At 60.7% G+C, this 21,129-nt stretch carries 17 protein-coding genes; 4 read left to right on the top strand and 13 right to left on the bottom strand.

Annotated features, from left to right (window positions below; translation table 11 throughout):
* The first annotated feature begins 344 nt into the window (after positions 1 to 344).
* Positions 345 to 1,376 carry a hypothetical protein gene (locus HUS57_RS14745; RefSeq protein WP_173934651.1) on the top strand — a complete coding sequence of 344 codons (1,032 nt, stop codon included), beginning with the start codon at positions 345 to 347 and terminating at the stop codon, positions 1,374 to 1,376.
* A 52-nt stretch (positions 1,377 to 1,428) separates the two neighbouring features.
* Here HUS57_RS14745 and HUS57_RS14740 read toward each other — a convergent pair whose 3' ends face one another.
* Together HUS57_RS14740 and HUS57_RS14735 are read right to left on the bottom strand one after the other, a co-directional pair.
* Entirely contained in the window at positions 1,429 to 3,039 is a 1,611-nt protein-coding gene (locus HUS57_RS14740) for a cisplatin damage response ATP-dependent DNA ligase (protein ID WP_173934650.1), read from the bottom strand.
* Positions 3,039 to 4,052: a ligase-associated DNA damage response exonuclease gene (locus tag HUS57_RS14735; protein WP_173935214.1), complete on the bottom strand. Its 1,014-nt coding sequence runs from the start codon at positions 4,050 to 4,052 to the stop codon at positions 3,039 to 3,041. Before HUS57_RS14735 ends, HUS57_RS14740 begins: the two co-directional genes overlap by 1 nt.
* A 364-nt stretch (positions 4,053 to 4,416) precedes the next feature.
* Between HUS57_RS14735 and HUS57_RS14730 the strand changes: the two genes are divergently transcribed.
* Positions 4,417 to 5,073: a DUF502 domain-containing protein gene (locus HUS57_RS14730; protein ID WP_173934649.1), complete on the top strand. Its 657-nt coding sequence runs from the start codon at positions 4,417 to 4,419 to the stop codon at positions 5,071 to 5,073.
* A gap of 58 nt (positions 5,074 to 5,131) precedes the next feature.
* Here the strand turns inward: HUS57_RS14730 and HUS57_RS14725 are convergent, their stop codons facing one another.
* The 8 genes from HUS57_RS14725 to HUS57_RS14690 all read right to left on the bottom strand — a co-directional run bounded on the left by HUS57_RS14725 (position 5,132) and on the right by HUS57_RS14690 (position 12,345).
* Positions 5,132 to 5,581 (bottom strand): PTS sugar transporter subunit IIA, encoded by a 450-nt coding sequence (locus tag HUS57_RS14725; protein ID WP_173934648.1) that lies wholly within the window; start codon positions 5,579 to 5,581, stop codon positions 5,132 to 5,134.
* Positions 5,578 to 5,964, bottom strand: a complete 387-nt coding sequence (gene mnhG, locus HUS57_RS14720; protein WP_173935213.1) for a monovalent cation/H(+) antiporter subunit G — start codon at positions 5,962 to 5,964, stop codon at positions 5,578 to 5,580. The genes HUS57_RS14725 and mnhG overlap by 4 nt, the downstream gene beginning before the upstream one ends.
* 2 nt (positions 5,965 to 5,966) lie before the next feature.
* A complete protein-coding gene (locus HUS57_RS14715) occupies positions 5,967 to 6,248 on the bottom strand; it encodes a K+/H+ antiporter subunit F (RefSeq protein ID WP_173934647.1) in 282 nt (93 codons plus the stop codon).
* On the bottom strand, positions 6,245 to 6,730 hold the full coding sequence (locus tag HUS57_RS14710; protein WP_173934646.1) for a Na+/H+ antiporter subunit E: 486 nt from the start codon (positions 6,728 to 6,730) through the stop codon (positions 6,245 to 6,247). The genes HUS57_RS14715 and HUS57_RS14710 overlap by 4 nt, the downstream gene beginning before the upstream one ends.
* Complete coding sequence (locus HUS57_RS14705; RefSeq protein WP_173934645.1) at positions 6,727 to 8,340, bottom strand: monovalent cation/H+ antiporter subunit D; 1,614 nt, start codon at positions 8,338 to 8,340, stop codon at positions 6,727 to 6,729. The genes HUS57_RS14710 and HUS57_RS14705 overlap by 4 nt, the downstream gene beginning before the upstream one ends.
* 2 nt (positions 8,341 to 8,342) lie before the next feature.
* Positions 8,343 to 8,681 carry a Na+/H+ antiporter subunit C gene (locus HUS57_RS14700; protein ID WP_173934644.1) on the bottom strand — a complete coding sequence of 113 codons (339 nt, stop codon included), beginning with the start codon at positions 8,679 to 8,681 and terminating at the stop codon, positions 8,343 to 8,345.
* Entirely contained in the window at positions 8,681 to 11,590 is a 2,910-nt protein-coding gene (locus HUS57_RS14695; protein WP_173934643.1) for a monovalent cation/H+ antiporter subunit A, read from the bottom strand. The genes HUS57_RS14700 and HUS57_RS14695 overlap by 1 nt, the downstream gene beginning before the upstream one ends.
* A gap of 338 nt (positions 11,591 to 11,928) precedes the next feature.
* Positions 11,929 to 12,345, bottom strand: a complete 417-nt coding sequence (locus HUS57_RS14690) for a hypothetical protein (protein WP_173934642.1) — start codon at positions 12,343 to 12,345, stop codon at positions 11,929 to 11,931.
* A 171-nt stretch (positions 12,346 to 12,516) separates the two neighbouring features.
* On the opposite strand from HUS57_RS14690, the gene HUS57_RS14685 reads away from it, so the two are divergent.
* Positions 12,517 to 15,039, top strand: a complete 2,523-nt coding sequence (locus tag HUS57_RS14685; RefSeq protein ID WP_173934641.1) for a ligase-associated DNA damage response DEXH box helicase — start codon at positions 12,517 to 12,519, stop codon at positions 15,037 to 15,039.
* Complete coding sequence (pdeM, locus tag HUS57_RS14680) at positions 15,036 to 15,749, top strand: ligase-associated DNA damage response endonuclease PdeM (protein WP_173934640.1); 714 nt, start codon at positions 15,036 to 15,038, stop codon at positions 15,747 to 15,749. Before HUS57_RS14685 ends, pdeM begins: the two co-directional genes overlap by 4 nt.
* A gap of 16 nt (positions 15,750 to 15,765) precedes the next feature.
* Here the strand turns inward: pdeM and HUS57_RS14675 are convergent, their stop codons facing one another.
* The 3 genes from HUS57_RS14675 to HUS57_RS14665 all read right to left on the bottom strand — a co-directional run bounded on the left by HUS57_RS14675 (position 15,766) and on the right by HUS57_RS14665 (position 21,106).
* Positions 15,766 to 16,563: a TIGR02186 family protein gene (locus HUS57_RS14675; RefSeq protein ID WP_173934639.1), complete on the bottom strand. Its 798-nt coding sequence runs from the start codon at positions 16,561 to 16,563 to the stop codon at positions 15,766 to 15,768.
* Positions 16,564 to 17,484: a sulfite exporter TauE/SafE family protein gene (locus HUS57_RS14670; RefSeq protein WP_173934638.1), complete on the bottom strand. Its 921-nt coding sequence runs from the start codon at positions 17,482 to 17,484 to the stop codon at positions 16,564 to 16,566.
* A 169-nt stretch (positions 17,485 to 17,653) separates the two neighbouring features.
* Complete coding sequence (locus tag HUS57_RS14665) at positions 17,654 to 21,106, bottom strand: peptidoglycan-binding protein (protein WP_173934637.1); 3,453 nt, start codon at positions 21,104 to 21,106, stop codon at positions 17,654 to 17,656.
* Positions 21,107 to 21,129 lie beyond the last annotated feature (23 nt).

Here is a 21,129-nt window from a genome sequence, read left to right as displayed (position 1 = left end):
TGTCTCAATCTGGATAAGATACATTTCTGCTTCGTTTTCGGAAGGCACCGTGGCTTCTACCGAAATGTTACTTAACCCGGCGGCCGGCCGTGGATGAGGCCATGGTCACGCCTCCAGTCCCGGTGCCCTTTGCACCCTTGCAGGAAGCTGATCCGGTGCATCCAAGGGAAGGAAGCTAAGGCGTTCTCAGCATAGTCCCCCTTTTCCGAGCCGACAGGCTGTCCACGCTGCCCTTTTCCTGTCAAGGAGCAGTTTTCTACGCCATGCTTTTGATGGCACAGAATGCCGTTGATCGCGCGGTCACCTGAGGTTAACCATACCCCACTTACACGGGGGCGCTATTCGTGCATGCAATCAAGAGAGCGATCACCAGTGCGCTGGCCAAGGGAGACACGGCCGATCGCGCATTTCGCGAGAAGGTCTACAGGCAGGCTCTCGCCGCGCTCGATCGCTCGCTGAACGCGCGGCCGGACCTGCTGCCCGAGCAGGCGCAGCAAAAGCGGGAGGAGTTAAAAGCCGCCATCATCGAGGTGGAGAAAGGATTCCTTGATGCGCCAGGGGTCTGGTCTCCTGAAGAGCCTGAGCCACGGCCCGACCCACGCGTTGCGGCCCAGCCGGCAGTTCAGCACCCCGGCCAAGCGCCACAGGATGCCAAAGAGCCGGCGGAATTTTCCCGAGGCCCGGAAATCGATCTGCCAATAGGCGAAATACGCACGCCACTTGCAGCGGCAGAACGTGAGCGCAGTCCATTCAAGTTGCTCTTCGTCATCGCCGCATTGATCGCTTTGGCCGGTATCGGCGGGTGGTGGCTACTCCAAAGCGGCATGCTGCAATCGGCCGATGAGCGCGGGGCCAGCGTAACCGGTCTCCAACACGGGGTCGATGACGAAGAACCCGGCCCTGACGCCGAGCTACGTCCGGCTACGGCCGCGACAGAGGACGATTGGATCTTTATCTTCTCGCCCGATGATCCGACCACCGTCAGCACGCCGTCCGGCGCGATGGCGGAAGCGGCTTCCGAGGACAACGAGTCCTTTCTAAAGGTGAGTACCCCATCCGCCACCGCGGCTGTTTCCTTCGATGTGGGGCAGGGCACTCTGGAAGATCTGGCCGGACGCCGCGCAATCTTCAGCCTCACCGCGCGGGCGCAGGAGGGCGAAGAAACCCAGATTTCCGTCTCCTGCGATTTCGGCGATCTCGGGAGCTGCGGGCGTACACGCTATATAGTGGGGGAGCACCCGTCAGAGTATCTGCTTGAGGTGGAGCTGCCCGACGTTCGGCCCAGTTCGGGCGGGACAATCTCCATCGTTCCGGATGTTGAAGGTCGGGGCCGCGCACTCGATATCTTTTCCTTGCGTGCGACAACGGGTGCGTAAATTTCAAGGAAAAGAGGTATCGTAGGGGTACCGTTAGAAATCTCCCCAGCTTTCAAAGCAGAAGCTCCCGCTCCTCCAGAAGCGCTTGAAGCGTTTCTATCCTGTCGGCTTCATGAGGAGGCTTGTCCCACCTCAATCGTGAAATACGCGGAAAACGCATGGCTATGCCTGATTTGTGGCGTGTCGAACGGGATAGTCCTTCGAAGGCAACCTCGATCACAAGCCCATGGTGCAGATCCGCGCGGACGGCTCTTACCGGGCCGAAACGCTCTATAGTGTTATCGCGAACATACTTGTCGATCTCCCGAAGTTCCGCATCGGTGAAGCCGAAATATGCCTTTCCTACAGGTACCAGCACCGGAGCATCAGCGGGGCCCTCCCAAACGCCGAAGGTGTAGTCGGAATAGAAGCTTGACCTCTTGCCATGCCCGCGTTGAGCATACATGAGCACCGCGTCAACGGTGAAGGGATCGCGCTTCCACTTGAACCATGGCCCCTTGGGCCGGCCTGGCAAATAGGGTGAATCCTTCCGTTTCAGCATCACCCCTTCGATCACCGGATGCGGCGGGTTCCGCCGCTTCCCGTCGAGTTCCTCCCAGCTTGTGAAGGGAACGACCGGCGACAGGTCGAAACGATCGGGCGGCAACTCCGCGATGAAACTTTGAAGAGCCTCCCGCCGCTGCGTGTAGGGCAGCGTCCGCATGTCGCGGCCTTCCAGAAAAAGCAGATCGTAGCAGCGTAGGAAAGCGGGAAAGCGTTCCAGCATCGCTCGCGAGACTGTCTTGCGGTTGAGCCGCTGCTGGAGATCAGAGAAGGTGCCCGTCTTCTCGCGCGGATCGCCTACCAGCAGTTCGCCATCAAGCGCGGCGTCAAAATCCAGCCGTTCCGATAGATCCGGGAAGGCGCCGGAAATGTCGTCGCCAGTGCGCGAATAAAGCCTGCATATGCCACCTTCGGCTACGGCCTGAACGCGGATGCCATCCCACTTCCATTCAGCGGCATAATCTGCCGGTGTGATCGAAGCGAAATCGGTTTCCGTGATCGCATGAGAAAGCATGACGGGCCGGAAAGGAGCTTTCGCTGCGCTTTCGGGCCTTGGCCCTCGACCCTCCAGCCACGCGAAAAGCCCAATGTAAGGGGGATTGAGGCCGTGCCACAGTTCCTCGATCTCCTGTACCTCAACCTTTCCGAATTCGGCCAGCGCCTGCTTCGTAAGCCGCGCGGAGACCCCGACGCGCAAACCGCCCGTGGCAAGCTTGATGGCGGCGAAACGGCCGGAAGGAGACAGCCGGTCGAGCAGCCTCGCCATCACCGCGGGCGCGTCCGAGCGGCTCGCCATTGAAAGCTGCTCCACCACCTGTGAAAGATCAGGTGGCACTGCCTGACCTTCTTTCCCGGGCCAGATGAGCGAGACTGTCTCGGCCAGATCGCCCACATAGTCGTAGGAATAGGCAAAGAGCACGGCGTCAACGCGTTCTTCCAACAGTGCCCGCAGCATGGCAGGCTTCACGGCCGGAAAGTCGAGCCCGCCCGTGAGGCCCGCAAGACCATAGCCCCTATCTGGGTCGGGCACGGTTGCGAAGTAATCTGCAAGAAGCCTGATCTTGCCGTTACGCGAAGGCGTCAGCACGAGCCGGTCGAGGAGTTCGGCGAAGCGTTCCACTACTCCGCCTCGTCCTCGTAGCCCGCCAGGTGCAGGGGCCTTGCCGCAATGGCGTTGATCTCGCACCACCGCACCAGCGCCTCCTCGCGCCCATGGGTGACCCAGACTTCCTCCGCCCCAGTGTCGCGGATGGTTTGGGTCAGTTCGGCCCAGTCTGCATGGTCTGAGAGGATGAGGGGCAGCTCCACGCCGCGCTGGCGCACCCTCTGGCGGATGCGCATCCAGCCCGAGGCAAAGCAGGAAAGCGGATTGGAAAAGCGACGTGACCAGCGGTCGTCAATCGCGGCTGGCGGGGCCACCACGATGGCGCCCGGAGGCGGTGCCTCGCGCAATCCCTCCACGGTTGCGGGCTGAAGGGGGCCAAGCCCGACGCCCGCGTTCTGGTAGTAGTCGCAAAGCTTCGCCAGCGCTCCATGAATAAAGATGGGCTGATCGTATCCTGCCTCTCTCAGAAGCGCGATCACCCGCTGCGCCTTTCCGAGAGCATAAGCGCCCACAATGTGCGTCCGTTCGGGAAATTGCTGCAGCGAGGTAAGCAGCTGGCCGATCTCATGCGCCGGATCGGGATGAGTGAAGACCGGCAGGCCAAAGGTGGCCTCCGTAATGAATACATCGCAGGGAATCGGCGCGAAGGGCGCGCAGGTAGGATCGGCGGTACGCTTATAGTCTCCAGAGGTTACGATGCGCCCACCGCCCGCCTCTAACGCTATCTGCGCCGATCCCAGCACATGGCCGGCCGGGTGGAACGTCAAGCGGACACCGTTGATAGTGAGCGTTTCACCGAGCCTGGCTTCCTGGACCGAACCTGCAAAGTCCGGCCCATAGCGAAGAGCCATGATGTCCAGCGTCTCACGCGTCGCAAGAACGGAGCCATGGCCTGCCCGCGCATGATCGGCATGGCCGTGGGTGATCAGCGCTCGCTCCACGGGACGCACCGGATCGATGAAGAAGCCTCCTTCAGGGCAGCAAAGCCCCTCGGGACGGGGGCGGAGCAGGTCGCGCGCCTTTACCATGGGCTGGAAGATAGGTTCTTTTTTCTTCAGCGGAAGATGTTTGCGTTTCGCCCCCGCCCTGCCGCTTGCGCTCGCTTCCCCATCTATTCCGTGACATCCGCCCTCTTTTGGCCCCGGACGGTCTTGAAACATTTTCAATGGCCGGTTCTTATTGCGATCATCGGGTCTGCGCGTACGGCTTCATCGATCGATGACGTGGCTGCGTGCGGAGAGATTCCGGAAACAATCGACGCAGCCCATAAGGGTGGAGCCAAGCTGCGTGCGTAGAGCGCGTTCTTGCTCCACCGGGCTTTCTCTCGGCCGGCCATCATGGTCGGTCACTGGGGACAGGCTGCATTAGAGAAGCACAGAAGCGGGTTGCCAGATGCAGAGGATAACACGGCACATCATAACCGGCGTGCTGACTATCATCCCCCTCGTCGTCACTATCTGGATCGTGTGGTTTGTCGTGGACACGCTCATCTGGGCTGGGCGGCCGGGAACCATCGCACTGTCGGGCGCTCTGCGGCGCACCTCGCCCGAATTGGCAGAGCTTCTTCTGTCCGGATGGTTTCAATCGGTCGTGGCGCTGACACTTGCACTCCTTTTCCTGTTCCTGCTCGGCAGAGCCGCAAATGCGGTGATTGGAAGGAGAATATTGCAGCTCATGAACCGCGTTATCGATGCGATTCCGTTAGCGCGGACCATCTACGGCGCTACCCAGACGCTTATCGATGCACTGCGGGGCGACGGCACGCCCGATGGCGAGCGCGTCGTCCTCATTGAATTTCCCAACGCTCACATGCGCGCGGTCGGCTTCGTCACGCGCATCTTCCCGGCGACTGACGACCGGGAGGAACTGGCCGCCGTCTATGTCCCAACTACACCCAATCCAACTTCCGGTTTCGTCGAGATCGTCCCGACGTCACGGCTCATCTGGCTCGACTGGTCGAAGAACGACACCGTCGCCTTCATCGTCTCCGGCGGAGCCATGGCTCCCGGTCAAATGAACGTCAGGACGCCGCCAAACGAGCCGGCTTGACTACGGAATTGGCTGATACGCCGCCAGTGACCGACGCCATCTGCGGTTCTTCCAACCGTCAGATCAGGTCAGGGGAGACAAGCCTTGCGTGAGCCTCGGCGGGTGTTTCAGCCTGCCTTATTTCGCGCAGGACCTGCCCTTCCCGCAAATGCTTCAAGAGTGGTGGCAGGAAGCTAAAATCGCCGCCCTCGGAATTCACGAGAAAACCAATGAAGATGTCCGCCGGCTCGCCGTCCGGGGTAGAACAAGGAACCGGAGTTTTAAGGGTGAGCAGCGCGCCAACCGGCTTTCGCACGGTGGGAGTTCGGGCATGAGGCAACGCTACTCCCTTGCCGATTGCTGTCGAACCGAGCTTTTCCCTGGCTTCCAGCGCGGCCAGCACCGGTGCTGCTTCGATATTCAGGTCATTGGCGATCAACTCTGCGAGCAGCTCAGCAGCCTCACGCCGGCTTGTTATCGCTACGCCAACAGCTATTCGCGCTGGGCTGATGAATTCCCGCCAGTTCATGACGCTCCGCCCTCAGAATTCTGTTCCTGCAGAAGTGCTTGATCGCCCTTTACAAGCGGCGATGAATTTCCCTCCGACCTGTCCCGATAAAGCGTGGCACGGCCGAGCATCATCAACGTGATGGGTGTCGTCACGGTGACGAAGATGCCGATCAGAATATGGTGGAGAACCGGGCGGCCGGTTGCCGCCGAGAAGATGATCATGGAGCCCATCACCATTCCGGCCGTCCCCCAACTGGTGCCGAGTGTGGGGGCATGGATTCGTTCATAAAAGGTTTGCAGGCGAACAAGACCAAAGGTTCCGATGAGGCTGAGGCCGGCACCCAGAAGCAGAAAAGCCGATCCCAGAATTGCTGCCCAGAGAGGTACTGCCGAAAAATCGATCGTCACTCGATCACCTCCCCGCGCATGAGGAACTTTGCCAGCGAAACGGTCGAGACGAATCCGAGTGTACCGATGAGCAGCGAAACCTCAAAATAGACGGTGCTGCCAGTGCGCACGCCGAATGCCAGAAGCTGAAGCATCCCGCAGACATAAAGTGCGTCCAGCGCCAGAATGCGGTCCTGCGCGCGGGGCCCGCGCACCATCCGGTACACGCAGAGGCACATGGCAAGCGCGAGCGCGCTTTGGGCAATCCATACCGTGATGATGATGATCAGTGCACTCATTCGAAGATCTCCAGCAGGAGCCTCTCATATCGGTTGGCGATCAGTGCAATCCACTCCTCCTCATCCACCAGGTCGAATACATGGATGATCAGCTCGCGGCGGGAGGCACTATAGTCGAACCAGGCCGTGCCAGGTGTACTTGTGATGATGACGGCAAGAACGGCAAGCCCCATGGGATGGGTAAGCCGCAGCGGCATCTGGATGAAGCCCGATGTCCGCGGGCGCGGGGTAAGCGACAGCAATATCCCTGCCACCGCGATATTAGACCGTATGATATCGTAGAGAACGATGAAAAAAAGTTCCGGTATGGCAGCCCACCGGCCGAAGCGGGGGCTCTCCTCACCCAGGGCGCGCAACGCATAGTTCGCGCCCATCGCGACAATCACCGCCAGAACAAGATGACCGGGTGTAAAGCCACTGAGCAGCAGCCACATGAGAACAAGTGAAACTGTCAGCAATGGATAGGGGATGATCGCTCTCATGGTCCCCTCTCGGAAGAAGGTTGTACGCGCTCCGCTCCCAGCACCGCGTCCAGGTACCGGCTGGGCTGGTGTAGGTCTTCCGCCGTGGCCAGCAGCAGCTCCATTACCGGACCGGTCATGACGGAGAGTACTACCAGGGCGGCGACCAGGAACAGGATAGGCGCAGTTTCAAGGACCGTAACCCGCGGGTTGAAGGGTTCGACTGGCGCCCAGAAGGTACGAATGCCCGTGCGTGTAAGTGCTATGAGCGCCACCACTCCGGAGATGATCAGAAAGCTCGCAAGAATATTGCGCATGGTGGATTGCCCTGCCAGTTCCTCCGCTCCCGGACCAAGAATAGCCGTCAGGATGGCAAATTTCGACAGGAAGCCGGAAAGCGGTGGGAATCCGATCAGGACGAGCGCAAGGAGGCCGAAGGCCACGCCGAGCACTGCAAGCGCTCCCGGCATGATCTGGCCAACCTCCTCTTCTTCGTCCTCTTCTTCGCCTTCTCCGTAGGCTTCCAGCGTTACCGCCAGCACTTCCGATGCGGTATCCTGTTCACGCTCCAATAGCTCCACCAGCAGGAAAAAGCCGCCAACCGCCAGGGTGGAGCTGATGAGATAGAACAGCGCACCGGCCGTACCTGCCGGGTGGGAAATGCCGAAGGCTGCAAGCAGCGTCCCTGAGGACATCAAGATAAAATAGGCAGCGGCCCGTTTCAGCGACTGGGAGGCGAGCACACCGAGGCAGGAGAAGGTAAGCGTCCCTACGCCGCCGATGAAGATGAGCGTTGAACCGAAGGCTGCTCCCTCACCCGGCAGAAGCAGGGCGAGCCGCAACAGTGCATAGACCCCAACCTTGGAGAGCACGGCAAAAATGGCCGAAACCGGCCCAGCCGCGGCGGAGTAGGCTGGCACAAGCCAGAAGCTAAGTGGCCACATGCCCGCTTTCACCAAGAAGACAAGGGCGACCAGTGCTAGCCCAGCATAGAGCGCAGGCTGGGCAAAACCTTCCAGCCCCTCCGCCCTCATGGCGATCTCCGCCATGTTGAGGCTCCCGGTGGCTCCGAACACCATCGCTATCCCGATCAGGAAGATCAGCGATGCCACAAGATTGACGGCGATATAGTGGAGCCCCGCTCGAACCCTTAGCGGCCCTCCCCCATGAAGGGCGAGCCCGTATGAAGCTGCCAGCAATACTTCGAAGAACACGAAGAGATTGAATAGATCGCCAGTAAGAAAAGCGCCATTGAGGCCGACCAGCAGAAACTGGAACAGCGAATAAAAATGCGCGCCCGCCCGCTCCCAACGCTCAGCCGCGAAAAGGAGAGCCGGCAGCGCCAGCGTTGCCGTCAGCAAGAGCATGACAACCGAGAACCGGTCTGCCACCAGGTTGATGGCAATCGGCGCCGGCCAGTTACCAAGCAGATAGACCGCCATCACCGGCTGCGCATCGAAATGCACGCGCATCAGAAGCGAGATTGAAACGGCCAGGAGGGTCGCCACAGAGACGAGGGACAGCGCGAGCTTCAGTCGCCGCTCGCGGTCCTCGAAGAAAAGCATTAGGGCACCGAGCGCAAGGGGGATAATGATCGGTGCTATCACCAGATGGGGAGGGGAGACAGGCATGCTTATCCCTCCTTCCCGTCGACATGGTCGGTACCCGTGAGGCCGCGCGCGACGATGATCACCACCAGAAACAACGCAGTTGTGGCAAAGCTGATGACGATCGCCGTCAAGACCAGTGCCTGGGGCAGCGGGTCTGTATAGGCCGTTACATCGACGGCTCCGGAGCCCTCCAGAACAGGCGGCGCATTCACCCGCAGCCGCCCCATGCTGAAGATGAAGAGATTGACCGCATAGGAAAGAAGCGCCAGGCCGATGACAAGCTGGTAGGTGCGCGGGCGCAGGATCAGCCAGACCCCGGAACCTGCCAGAACGCCGATCGCCGCTGCAATGACAAGCTCCATCAGGTGCGCCCTCCCTCATCGCTCGCACGCGCACGCGTTCTTATGCGCAGTGACTGGTGAGCAATGGCGATGAGCATCAGCACCACGGCGCCGACCACGAGGCTGAACACCCCAAGATCGAACAGAAGCGCGGAGGCGGTCGGCACCGGGCCGATGAATGGGATTTCAGTGTACTGAAAATAGGAGGTGAGGAATGGATAGCCGAAGAGGAAGGAACCCACTCCAGTGGCTACCGCCAGCATCAACCCGAAACCGATCCAACGCACGGGCAGGATGCGCAATCTTTCCTCCACCCAGCGCGTTCCGCCGGCAAGATACTGAAGCAGGAAGCCGATGGCCATTGCAACGCCTGCCGCGAAACCGCCTCCTGGCTGGTCATGCCCGCGCAAAAACAGATAGGCAGCAATAAGCACGATCACGGGGAACATCCAGCGCATGAAGATCGAAGGCACCATCAGATAGTCCTTGAGCGTGTCTCCCACTTCACGGTCACGCTGAACATCATCGAACTCATCCTGCTCGCGCTGCTGATATGGAAGATCCGCGCTGTCTTCCGCAGGACGGAACCGGCGCAAGAGTGCGAAGACCGTGAGGGCAACGATGGCCAGTACAAGAATTTCGCCCATCGTGTCGAAGCCACGGAAATCGACGAGGATCACATTGACGACGTTGGTACCTCCGCCCTCGCTATAGGAGCGTTCCAGATAGAAATCGCCCACGGAAGGCGGAAGTGGCGTCAGCATCGTGAAGTAGGCAAGCACCGCAACGCCTAGCCCCGCCGCCACCGCCAAGGCAAAATCCCTGTTCCGGCGCAAACGCGCTGCAAGGTTGCTTCCGCTCAGGATCTCCTCATCGCGCTTGGGCAGCCAGCGTAGGCCCAGAAGGATGAGAACCGTCGTGACGATCTCCACCAGAAGCTGGGTGACGGCAAGGTCTGGCGCCGATAGCCAGACAAAGGAGATGCAGCTTGCAAGCCCGGCTCCGCTCATCAGGATTAGCGCAGCCAGGCGATGGAACTTTGCCTTGTATGCCGCGCCCAGGGCGCAGAACGCTCCTATCCCCCACAAGATCCCCAGCACCGGGTCAAGTCCATGGACCGAAAACCTTGGCAGCACGTCACCTGCTCCCCACATGGCCCAGGCACCCGCAAACAGGGTTATTGCGGCAAGAATACGCATCTGGGGCTGCAACCGCCGGGTTGAAAGCAGAGCCTCCGCCGCGCGCGCCCATTGCCAGCTTACGGTGACCAGCAGCCTTTCGAAGATGCGCTGCCCCTTGAGCCTGCGGAAATAGGGCGGGCCTTCCTCGCAGTTCTGAAGATATCGTGAGAGCGCCGCATACATGCCAAGGCCCACGGCGAGCGCAACAATGCTCATGAGAAGGGGAAGGTTAAACCCATGCCACACAGACAGGCTGTAGGACGGCGCCTGTTCGCCCAGCACAGCGATGACGCCGGCATCCAGAAACCGGCCGACGCTCCATCCGGGCGCTACACCGACAATTACACAGATAATGACGAGAAGCTCGATTGGCCTTCGCATCCAATGGGGTGGCTCGTGCGGCTCTCGTGGCAGGTCCACCGGCTTCGGGCCGAAGAAAACGGTATGGATGAAGCGTACGGAATAGACAACGGTGAATGCGCCCGCAATCGTGGCGACATAGGGTGCAACGCCATCGAGCAGGGAACGCTGATGCACTTCGAGCGACTCCGCAAAGAACATTTCCTTCGACAGGAAGCCATTGAGCAGCGGAACCCCCGCCATGGCACCGCTGGCTACCATGGCCAGCGTCGCCGTGAAGGGCATGGCGCTGAAAAGTCCGCTGAGTCGACGCATGTCGCGCGTGCCGGCTTCATGATCTATGATGCCGGCAGCCATGAAGAGCGATGCCTTGAAGGTTGCATGGTTGAGCATGTGGAAGATTGCCGCCGCGGCGGCAAGCGGGCTCCCGAAGCTCAAAAGCGTCGTGATCAGCCCGAGATGCCCGATAGTGGAATAAGCCAGAAGACCCTTCAGATCCTGCTGGAAAATGGCGAAATAGGACCCCAGCAGAAGCGTCGTCATCCCGGCCAGCCCGACCAGCGTAAACCATTCTGGTGTGCCGGCAAGAACCGGCCAGAAACGCGTGAGTAGAAAGACGCCGGCCTTCACCATGGTGGCCGAATGCAGGTAGGCCGAGACCGGCGTCGGCGCCGCCATGGCATTGGGAAGCCAGAAATGAAATGGAAACTGCGCGCTTTTTGTAAGCGCTCCGGCAAGGATGAGAAGCAGCGTAGGAAGGTATAGATCATGCGTGCGGACCGCATCGCCGGCCGCAAGTACATCATCGAGATCGTAGCTGCCAACGATCTGCCCAAGCAGCACCATGCCCACCAGAAGGCACAGCCCCCCTGTTCCCGTTATCGTCAGGGCCATGCGTGCGCCGTCGCGCGCGCTCTGGTTATGGTGCCAATAACCGATCAGCAGGAACGAAAAGATGCTGGTCATTTCCCAGAAGATGGCCAGCAGAATGAGATTGCCCGCCACGACAAGACCCTGCATCGCCCCCATGAAGGCGAGCAGCAGCGCATAGAAACGGGCGACGGGGTCCTTCGGCGACATGTAATAGCGGGCGTAGATCACCACCAGAAGACCGATGCCGGTGATGAGCAGGCAGAAGAGCCAGGCAAAGCCATCCAGCCGCAGTGTTATTGAGAGGCCAATAGCCGGCGCCCACTCGATGGTATGCTTGACAACGCCACCGCCGGTAACGGCCGGAAAGGCCATGATCGTCAGCGCAAGGCCCCCCAGCGCCACGCTGCCGGCAAGCCACGCCTCCGCATTTCTAGCGTTCGGCGAAAGAAGCGCGGCGAGCAGCCCTCCCACGAAGGGCAACACCACCATCATCGCAAGCAAGCCGCTATGCCACATGCAGGTCTCCCGGCATGATCGCCTCTGCCCCTCTCGTTACGCCGGTCGCGACCGTTGACGCAGGTGTGGTGACAGCATCAGCAGTACACACCTTGCGCCCACGCCCATCCGCAAAGGCATTGTCAGGCCGCAGGGATTTCCCGTTGCCTCCAGTTCGAGCGAGACAGCATGCGGCCAGGTGTGCCGCGCTGAGAACCGCTTTTCCCTCGATGTTCGAAAGACCCGAAACCGGCCGACCGGCGGAATGGTTCAATCTGGCCATAACGTCTCTGATTCCCGGCGAATTGCAAGAGGCAGCCGTGACGCACCTGACCGGGCGAGGCAGTACGGGCTGCGTGCTAAATCATCTGTAAGGCAGGCGGCGCCTGGGAGAAATACGAAATGGCCAAATGGAAAGGCATTTCCGTTCCGGAACGGGCAACAGCGGTTGCATGCCGTAAAGGGACTGCGAATTCGAGCGCCTTCGTTGCGAAGGCTGACGATGAGAGCTCCTTCGGCTGGAGGGTATCCATTTCGGCAAGGACCTCGCGGCTGCGCCGCTCCTTTGCCTGCATCGGCTGAAACCGGCCATTTGGCAGCGCGTAAACCTGTGCGGCCGCAGAAAACACGGCGCGGAAGAAATGGGGGGTCAGAGGCGGGCTGGCGGGCAGCCCACCATAGCCGAGAAGCGCAAGTCCCAGCAGCATGAATGCCGGGAGGCGCCATAGCGGGCAGCGCATGATCTTATGGAAGAGAGCTTTCTGTAAACCGTCCAATCCGCTTCCGTCCTCGTCGCTGGATTTCCCGCTACCGCACTCTCAGGTTCCTGTCCACCGCTGGAACCAAATCGTTTTATCAAAGCCGGGCCCTGGCGGCACTTCCACCATTTAATCAATAGAACGGTTGTGGCTTGGCTAGTTGTCTGCTCTGGACTAGTTCTAGCCTCCTTGGAAAAGTCGAACCCCATTCCCGGCGACCGCGCCGACCTTTTGCCCGCCGCGTTCCGAAAATGGTTTGCGGCGCGCGGGTGGTCGCCCCGCCCCCACCAGCTTGAACTGCTTGAGCGAACGCGCCAGCGGCGCTCGGTGCTCCTCATTGCCCCCACAGGCGCAGGCAAGACGCTGGCCGGTTTCCTGCCTGCACTCACGGATCTCGCAAGTCGTCCGAAGCTTAAGGCAGGCGAGCCGCAACGCGGAATACACACGCTATACATCTCGCCGCTCAAGGCTTTGGCTGTCGATATCGAGCGCAATCTTTCAAAGCCTGTCGAGGAAATGGGCCTCGATATACGTATCGAGACACGCACGGGGGACACGCCCGCGCACAAACGCCAGCGCCAAAAGTTCGCGCCACCCGACATAATGCTCACAACGCCGGAGCAGCTTGCCCTGCTCATCGCCTCGCCGGAAGCCGACAGGCTCTTCTCAGACCTGGAATATGTGGTTCTGGACGAGCTTCATTCCCTCGTCACCTCCAAGCGCGGGCATCTTCTTGCACTGGGGCTTTCACGCTTGCGCCGGCTGGCGCAGGACCTCATGTCCATCGGCCTTTCTGCAACTGTGTCGGACCCGGATGCGCTAAGCCAATGGCTCGTGGACCAGAACCCCGCGAGCGCGCCGGCGGAGATCGTGACCGTGAGCGGAGGAGCCAAGCCCGAAATAACGATACTTGAGACACAGGAGCGTGTGCCGTGGGCGGGGCATTCGGCGCTCTATGCCATACCGGCCATCTATGAGGCTATCACGCGACACAAGACGACGCTTCTTTTCGTCAACACGCGCAGCCAGGCGGAGATGCTTTTCCGCGCGCTCTGGCACGTCAACGAAGAAAACCTGCCGATCGCCCTCCACCACGGATCGCTCGATGTCGCGCAGCGGCGCAAGGTGGAAAAGGCGATGGAGACAAACAGCCTGCGGGCTATTGTCGCCACTTCGACTCTCGATCTCGGCATCGACTGGGGCGACGTGGATCTCGTCATCCATGTCGGTGCGCCAAAGGGCGCAAGCAGGCTCGCCCAGCGCATCGGCCGCTCCAACCACCGCATGGACGAGCCGAGCCGCGCCATCCTCGTGCCTGCCAACCGCTTCGAGGTCATGGAGTGCCGAGCGGCGCTCGAAGCCAATTATCTGGGCGCGCAGGACACACCGCCTATCGGGGAAGGTACGCTCGATGTCCTGGCGCAACACGTGCTGGGCCGCGCCTGCGCCGGGCCTTTTGACGAGGATGAGTTCTATGAGGAGGTGCGCAGCGCAGCGCCCTACCAGCGCCTTGACCGCACCACTTTCGGCCGGGTTGTCGAGTTCGTCGCAACGGGTGGTTATGCGTTGAAGACCTATGAGCGTTACGCTCGCATACGCCGGATGAGGGACGGGCGCTGGCGTCTCTCACACCCGAACGCAGCGCAGCAGTACAGGCTCAATATTGGCACCATCGTGGAAGAGCCGATGCTAACTGTCCGACTCATCCGGCGCAGGACTGCGAACGGTGCGGCTCGTGGCGGTCTGGTGCTGGGGCAGGTGGAGGAGTATTTCCTGGAAACGCTCGCACCGGGAGACACCTTTCTTTTCTCCGGGCGGGTGCTGCGCTTTGAAGGCATTCGCGAGAACGAGGCCTATGTGACCTCGGCTGCGGGAACGGATGCAATGGTGCCCGCCTATGCCGGCGGGAAATTTCCGCTCTCCACCTATCTTGCCTCCGAAGTGCGGGCAATGCTTGCCGATATGAATCGCTGGCAGGCACTGCCCAATCAGGTGTCAGATTGGCTGAGAATTCAACAGGAGCGATCCACATTGCCTCGGAAGGAAGATCTTTTGATCGAAACTTTCCCGCGCGGCAGCCGCTTCTACATGGTCGCCTACCCCTTTGAAGGCCGACTGGCGCACCAGACGCTCGGCATGCTTTTGACCCGCAGGCTGGAGAGGGCCGCCGCCAGGCCGCTCGGCTTCGTCGCTACCGATTACTCCCTCGCCATCTGGAGCCTCGGCGATATGGGCGCCATGATCGCAAGCGGGGCGCTTTCGCTGGAGCGGCTGTTCGACGAGGACATGCTGGGCGACGATCTGGAAAGCTGGCTGGCGGATTCATGGCTGCTTAAACGCACCTTCCGCAACTGCGCGATCATTTCCGGGCTCGTTGAAAGGCGTCATCCAGGCAGGGAGAAGTCCGGACGGCAGGTGACCGTTTCGTCCGACCTGATCTATGATGTGCTGCGAGAGCACGAACCCGATCATATTCTGCTTCGGGCCACATGGCAGGATGCGGCGACAGGCCTTCTCGACATTGGGCGGCTGGGCGAGATGCTATCGCGCATCCGGGGCCGAATCATGCATAAGGATCTGAAGAAGATTTCGCCGCTCGCCGTGCCCGTCATGCTGGAGATCGGCCGGGAGCAGGTTCCGGGCAGCGCCGCCGAGGCCCTTCTGGGTGAGGCGGCGGAAAACTTGATCGAAGAGGCTATGGGCAACGCATGAATATGGTGGAGAGGATAAGCCCCTCCATTGGCGGGGGAACCGGTATCACCATCGCTGGGGAACGAGGACTGTGCGACCCTTTGGGCGCCCTCTTTTTTCCGGCCAGACGCCTGCTCGTCGTTTCGGACCTGCATCTGGAGAAAGGCTCCTCCTTAGCTTGTCGCGGTTCCTTCCTTCCGCCCTATGACACGGCAGTCACTTTGAAGCGTCTTCGCAGAGTGATCCTGCGCCATCAGCCGCAGGTGGTCGTCAGCCTCGGAGACAGCTTTCATGATGCCGGGGGTTCGGACCGCTTACCTGCGCGTTACCGCGACGAACTGACTGCACTCATGACCGGGCGTGATTGGTACTGGGTGGCTGGCAACCATGACCCTGCCCCTCCCCAAGGTTTGCCGGGCCGCTCGGTCGGCGAGCTTGCGTTCGGCAATCTCGTCTTCCGCCATGAGCCGACGCACGGCGCGGAAGGGGAGATTGCGGGGCATCTGCACCCCGGCGCCCGCATTGTACGGCGCGGACGCTCAGTGCGGCGCGCCTGTTTCGCATATGATGGCATCCGGCTCATAATGCCTGCTTTCGGCAGTCTTACGGGCAATCTGAACGTGCTCGACCGCGCCTTCGCCGGGCTTTTCCGGTATGAGGCGCTTACCGCTTACATGCTGGGCCGCGAGCGTGTGTACCCCATCGCAAGCTGCATGCTGCGGCCTGCGTGACCGCCTGGCGCCAGCCTCAATCCTTCCTGAAGACGATCCGCCCGATCCAGCCTGTCATCATGGCAAGGAACACAGCGAACAACCCGTAAAGGAAGCTGCTCTGGTGAGCGAGCTCGAAAACCCGCTGCTCCGCTCCCGCCTTGCGGATGGTAAGGGCAGCCGATGTTTCGCGCACGAAAAGCCCGGTGCGGAAGAGGAAGGCCCGCGCCCTATGCGTTCCCACCGGCACGTTAGGCGCCAGGTGCAGCGTCGCGCGGAAAAGGTTACGCGAAAGGAATTGCACTCCGCCCACGCGTTCGTCGTAGAGGCCCACTTCCTCCATGCGTCCGCGCAGGGCGGCGTTGAATTCCTCGACGGTTTCCGCGGTGCTTCCCGGATCCACCGCCTGGAAATTGATGTTTTCGGCTCGCAGTGACAGGCGTCGGTAGTTCGCCGCATCGGTAATGTCCTGCGGATGGCGTGTCAGGGCGACGGAATAAGAAGCAGGCACGTCGCGAAACGTCATTGATTGCGTATTGATCCACATGCCCAGAACCCGCGTCTTCTTGCGCACCACCGCAGGTCGGCGCGGCCCTTCCAAGACGACGATGATGTCATAACCGCCCTGCCGGCTGATGAGCGGATCGATATTGTCCAACGCACCGAAGATGGTCAGATTCGCGCCTGAAAAATCGGAGGTTATGAAGACGGTATCCGTTGAAAGGCCAATTTCAATGCCTTCCGGCGCCTGCTCCTGCTGTTGCGCATCGGCCGTTCGCGGTAAGGCGGAGACGAGAAGCAAAACAACGAGGGCGCAGCTGGTCCAGCTTCCCATCTACACGCCTCCAATGCCGATCGTATAAACACTGGAAGGACGGACAAAGAGATCGAAGGCAAGCCTCAGGGCCACCGCCAGGACGAGTAGCGCCAGCAGCGCGCGCAACTGCTCCCCGCGCAGTTTTTGACCAACCCGCGCGCCATACTGCGCACCCGCAACGCCGCCCAGCATCAGCAGGAAGGCGAGAACGATGTCCACCGTCTGGTTCGTTGTGGCATGAATGATGGTTGTATAGGCGGCAACGAAGACGAGCTGAAACAGGGAGGTGCCAACCACCACGTTGGTCGGTACCTTGAGAAGATAGATGAGCGCTGGCACCATTATGAAGCCTCCGCCCACGCCCATGATCGACGCAAGGAAGCCTATAATGGCGCCAAGGCCCAGGACCGGAATGACGCTGACAAACAGCGTCGAGGCCCGGAACCGCATCTTGAGAGGCAGCCGGTGGATCCAGTTGTGCTGACCCGATTGACGCAGCGAAGCCACCTGCCCGCTGCGAGATCGCCGGATGGCCCGCCCGCTTTCCACGAGCATCAGCCCGCCGACCGCTCCCAGGAAGCCGACATAAAGCAGTGAGACGATGAGGTCGAGCTGGCCCAGCCGGCGCAGATAGGCAAAGACATAGATGCCGATAGAAGAGCCGACGACGCCCCCGGCCAGCAGCACCATGCCAAGCTTCACGTCGAGTGTACCACGCTTGAAATGAGCAAGCGCGCCGGAAAAGGAGGAGGCAATCACCTGATTGGCGCCCGTAGCAACGGCGATGGCCGGCGGTATGTTGTAGAAGATCAGGAGAGGGGTGATGAGGAAACCGCCACCAACCCCGAACATGCCGGATAGAAAGCCCACCGCACCGCCCATGGCGAGCAAAACCACCATGTTGACGGACATTTCCGCGATGGGGAGATAGATGCCCACCCGTGACACCGAATCCAGCTGCTGCACCGCACGCAGAAAGCGGCGGGATGCATGATGAAATTTCTTCGTTCTTGCGCCGACAATAAGGCGATGTCAAACACCCTGGCCGGGAAAACCTTGAAAAGGCGCAGAATTTAGCCTCGTGACGGTCAAGCCATGGAAAGGCCGGTTAATGCGTGCTCTTGTTCATATTCAAAAGAGCATGCACCAGCTCGTCATCGACCATACCGGTTTCGGCCATTCCGTGCTGTTTCTGGAAGGCACGGATTGCAGCCCGTGTCTTATCGCCCAGCACCCCATCAGCAGGGCCGGCGTCGAAACCAACCGCGTTCAGGATCGTCTGGATATTCGCGACGGCCTTCTGGGGATCGATGCTGGCGGTCGTCTCGCCGCTCGTTCTCCACTGCGGGGGTACCTCGACGACATTCACCTCTGTATCGAGCGGATGGGGTTTCCATTGGAGGGCTTCTTTCTGAGCCTCGGCAATTTCGGCTGGTGTCATCGCATCGGCGATCTCATCCCGCTTCGCCGCCGCATCGGCATCCCCCGAACGCGCGACGATATCGAACCATTTGTATGCATCCACCAGATCACGCGGCACGCCGACGCCCTTGGCCGCGAGAATTCCGAGATTAAACTGGCTATCCGGTACGCCCATTTCCGCGGCCTTCCTGAACCAGCGGGCGGCCTGCTCGTTGTCGGCAGGCTCATCTGCTCCCACGGCGAAAAGAACGCCCAGATTGTGCATCGCACTGGCGTTCCCCTGTTCAGCGGCCAGCTGATACCACATCTTGGCTTTCACAAGATCGCGTTCAACGCCGATGCCCTTCTCGAAAAGATTGCCGATACGGTATTGCGCGGGCGCAAGCCCTTGCCCGGCAGCCAACTCGTACCACCTTGCCGCTTCCACAAGATCCGCAGTAACCCCATGGCCTTCAGCATAGCGATCGGCGATTTCGAAGAAAGCCGCGGGATCGCCCTGCTCCGCGGCCTGCCGAAGTGCTTCCGGGCCGATCCCGGCTGGGATGTCCGGCGTCTCGACATGCAGCGGCTCTGAGGCGGCCACCTGCGTGCCGGCAGACGGCAACGACGAAGTGACAAGCTTTGCAGGTGCCGTAATCTGCGCGCTTCCGACATCGTTCTCGGCAAGAGATTCTTCGACGGAAGCAGGGTCGCGCTCCTGCCCGTCCGCCGCAGGGGCCGCCGCATCTTGACGAGACGGCTCGGCGACGGCGCGCACCGAATTGGAAGGCGCTGGCTGGCGCGAGGTGGCTTCGGCATCGGGCCTGTTCTCTTCCACCCCCTCGGCTTCTGCCGATTGGGGAAGGGGTGTGGGCATGTCCTGCGGATTCCAGAAGGTCAAGGCCAGATGCGCGCTGCCTGCAACGAGGATGGCAGCTCCGATGGTCATCATGGCTGTTTTGCGATGTCGTTTAAAGATCTTGCCCGATCGGCCATCGCCGTCCTGATGCATGTGTTGGCTGCTGCGACCATCGGGTGCGTTGGCTTCGGTGGCAGCAGCCTGAGCGGCGCGGCGCGCCGCCGCAATGAAGTCGGCTTTTGGTGTATCTGACTGTTCTTTCTGCCGCCGCGCGTGTTCGTCACGCACACGGCGAATAATGGCAGTCAGATCGGGCGTGCCGGAGCCTGGCTCCAGCGGCTCGTTGGCATGCACAGGAACGAATGCAGACTCAACCTTGTCCCTTGTGAAGGAAAAAGCTGGCTCCTCGCGATTACTCCTGGCTGTACGGGTACGGGGGGAGGAAAACCTACGGGAAAACCCGCTCAGCAGCCCCCTTTTCAGTTCCTGCCTTTCTTGCTTGGCGGCACTATCCCGCAAGGTGCCTTCCGCAGCGGCCACTATAGCATCCGTTGGCGCAAGCTTCGGTTGAAGCTCCGCTTCGCCCACTTCGCCATGAGAAATCACCCAATCCTCCTCGACCTCGCTCGATCCGGGGATCGTTTCTGCCTGGCGGCGAGCTTCCAGGGTGCCAAGCCGCTCCACGATCTTCAGCAGCGTGTCGTGAATGGCCTCGAAAGTCTTGCTGTTCCGGTCCCCTTCCTTGCGCGTGAGGTTATGGAGCTTTTCCAGTTCCTGGCGAAGCGATGCAGGCTGCATCTCCTCCACACTGCCAATTTTCTCGACGGCTTCCTCGGCCGCATGGCGCGCGGCGTCGAGAATTGCCGCGCGGCTTTCAGCGATCACCCGTTCGATATTGTCGAGCCTAGCCGCCAGCGCGTCAAAATCAGCCGGGTCCTGACCAGGCTTGGCAAGATGCGACGCCAGAGATGCAACCTGAGCTTCCAGGCTTCGGATGACCTCAGGATCGACACCCCCTCCGCCGGGAGCCGAACCATGCAGGCGAGCGGCAACATCCTCCAGCCGCTCTTCAAGCGCGCTGAAGAAGCTTTGTCCCTGCCGGATCGCGTCTTCCTGCCGCTGCTTCAGAAGCGCGGAAAGATGGTCAAACCTGTCTTCAAGATCGCGGGCGAATCCATCGTTCTTCTCTTGAGGAGGAAGGGTGTCGAGCTTTTCCGAGATCCGGCCGATATGGGAGGCCAGCCGCTCCACTACGTGCTCCGGCAGTTCTACCCGCAGAGCAATGTCGTCTACTCGATCGGACAGTGCATTCAGCCTTTCGATCACTATGCCGTTCGGGCGGTCCTGTATCACTTCGTCAATTTGGCTGGCGAGCGAAGTGATGCGCGCCTCGATGCGGCCCAAGGCGGAAGCATCGAAACCAGGCACATGAGCGACCGCCGCGGAGGCTGTGATCGCTCGCGAAATTTCATCGAGCCGCTCTTCAACCATGGCATAAAGATCCGGCTGGCTGTTCTGCCCGATAAACTGGTCCAAGGCTGCAGTAAGCACCCGCACACGCTCTTCCAGCGACCGAAGCGAGAGCGATTCAGGCAGGTTGTTAACAGCCGCGCTGATTTCTTCCAGCCGCGCCGAAAGTCTTTCGACCGCAGGATCGGCACACTGCCGAAGGTCGGAGAATTGACCTTCCAGAGTATTCCAACGCTTATCCAGCGCTTGCACCGATTCCTCGCGCGCAAGCTCTGCAAGGGCGGACTTGATCTGCTCTATCTCCAGCCGGAGCAGTTTCGTGCCCCTGTCGTCACGACGCTCAGCAAGTTGCGTGATGGCTTCGGAGAGCCGTTCGAACTCCCGGCTAAGGCTTTCAGTATCCGTATGAAGCGGTGCGGGTGCGTCAACGACCGGCCGTTCGACATGCCGAGCATCATCCTGCCGCCGCGGCGCATGCCCCATGAGACCTTGCATGTTTTCGCGCAACGCCTTGAGTTCGCCCGTGATTTGCCCAAGCGTGGCGAGGTGGTCGTCCTGCCGCCACGATTGCTCAACATCGCGGACGATGCGCTCGAACGCCGCGCGTGGCACTGCTTCACGTACACCGGGATGGCGGGCACCCGCCTTTTCGGCAAGCCGTTCAAGACGCCGCGTAACGTCATCTTGCTCGCCTTGCCTTGGCATTTCGGATCCGCGGTTGAGGCGGCTTTCTAGCTCATCCAGCGTGCGCGCTATTTCGTCGAGTGCTGAGCCGGACCTTCGTTGCCTGCCCGCATTCAGCTTTTCCAGGTACGACCGCTTACTGTTCATTGCGCTGCCCGCATCCCTGCGGC

This window comes from Chelativorans sp. Marseille-P2723 (assembly GCF_902809845.1).
Classification (GTDB): domain Bacteria; phylum Pseudomonadota; class Alphaproteobacteria; order Rhizobiales; family Rhizobiaceae; genus Chelativorans.
Note: the sequence above shows the minus strand (reverse complement) of the source record. Positions and strands in the feature narration are given on the sequence as shown.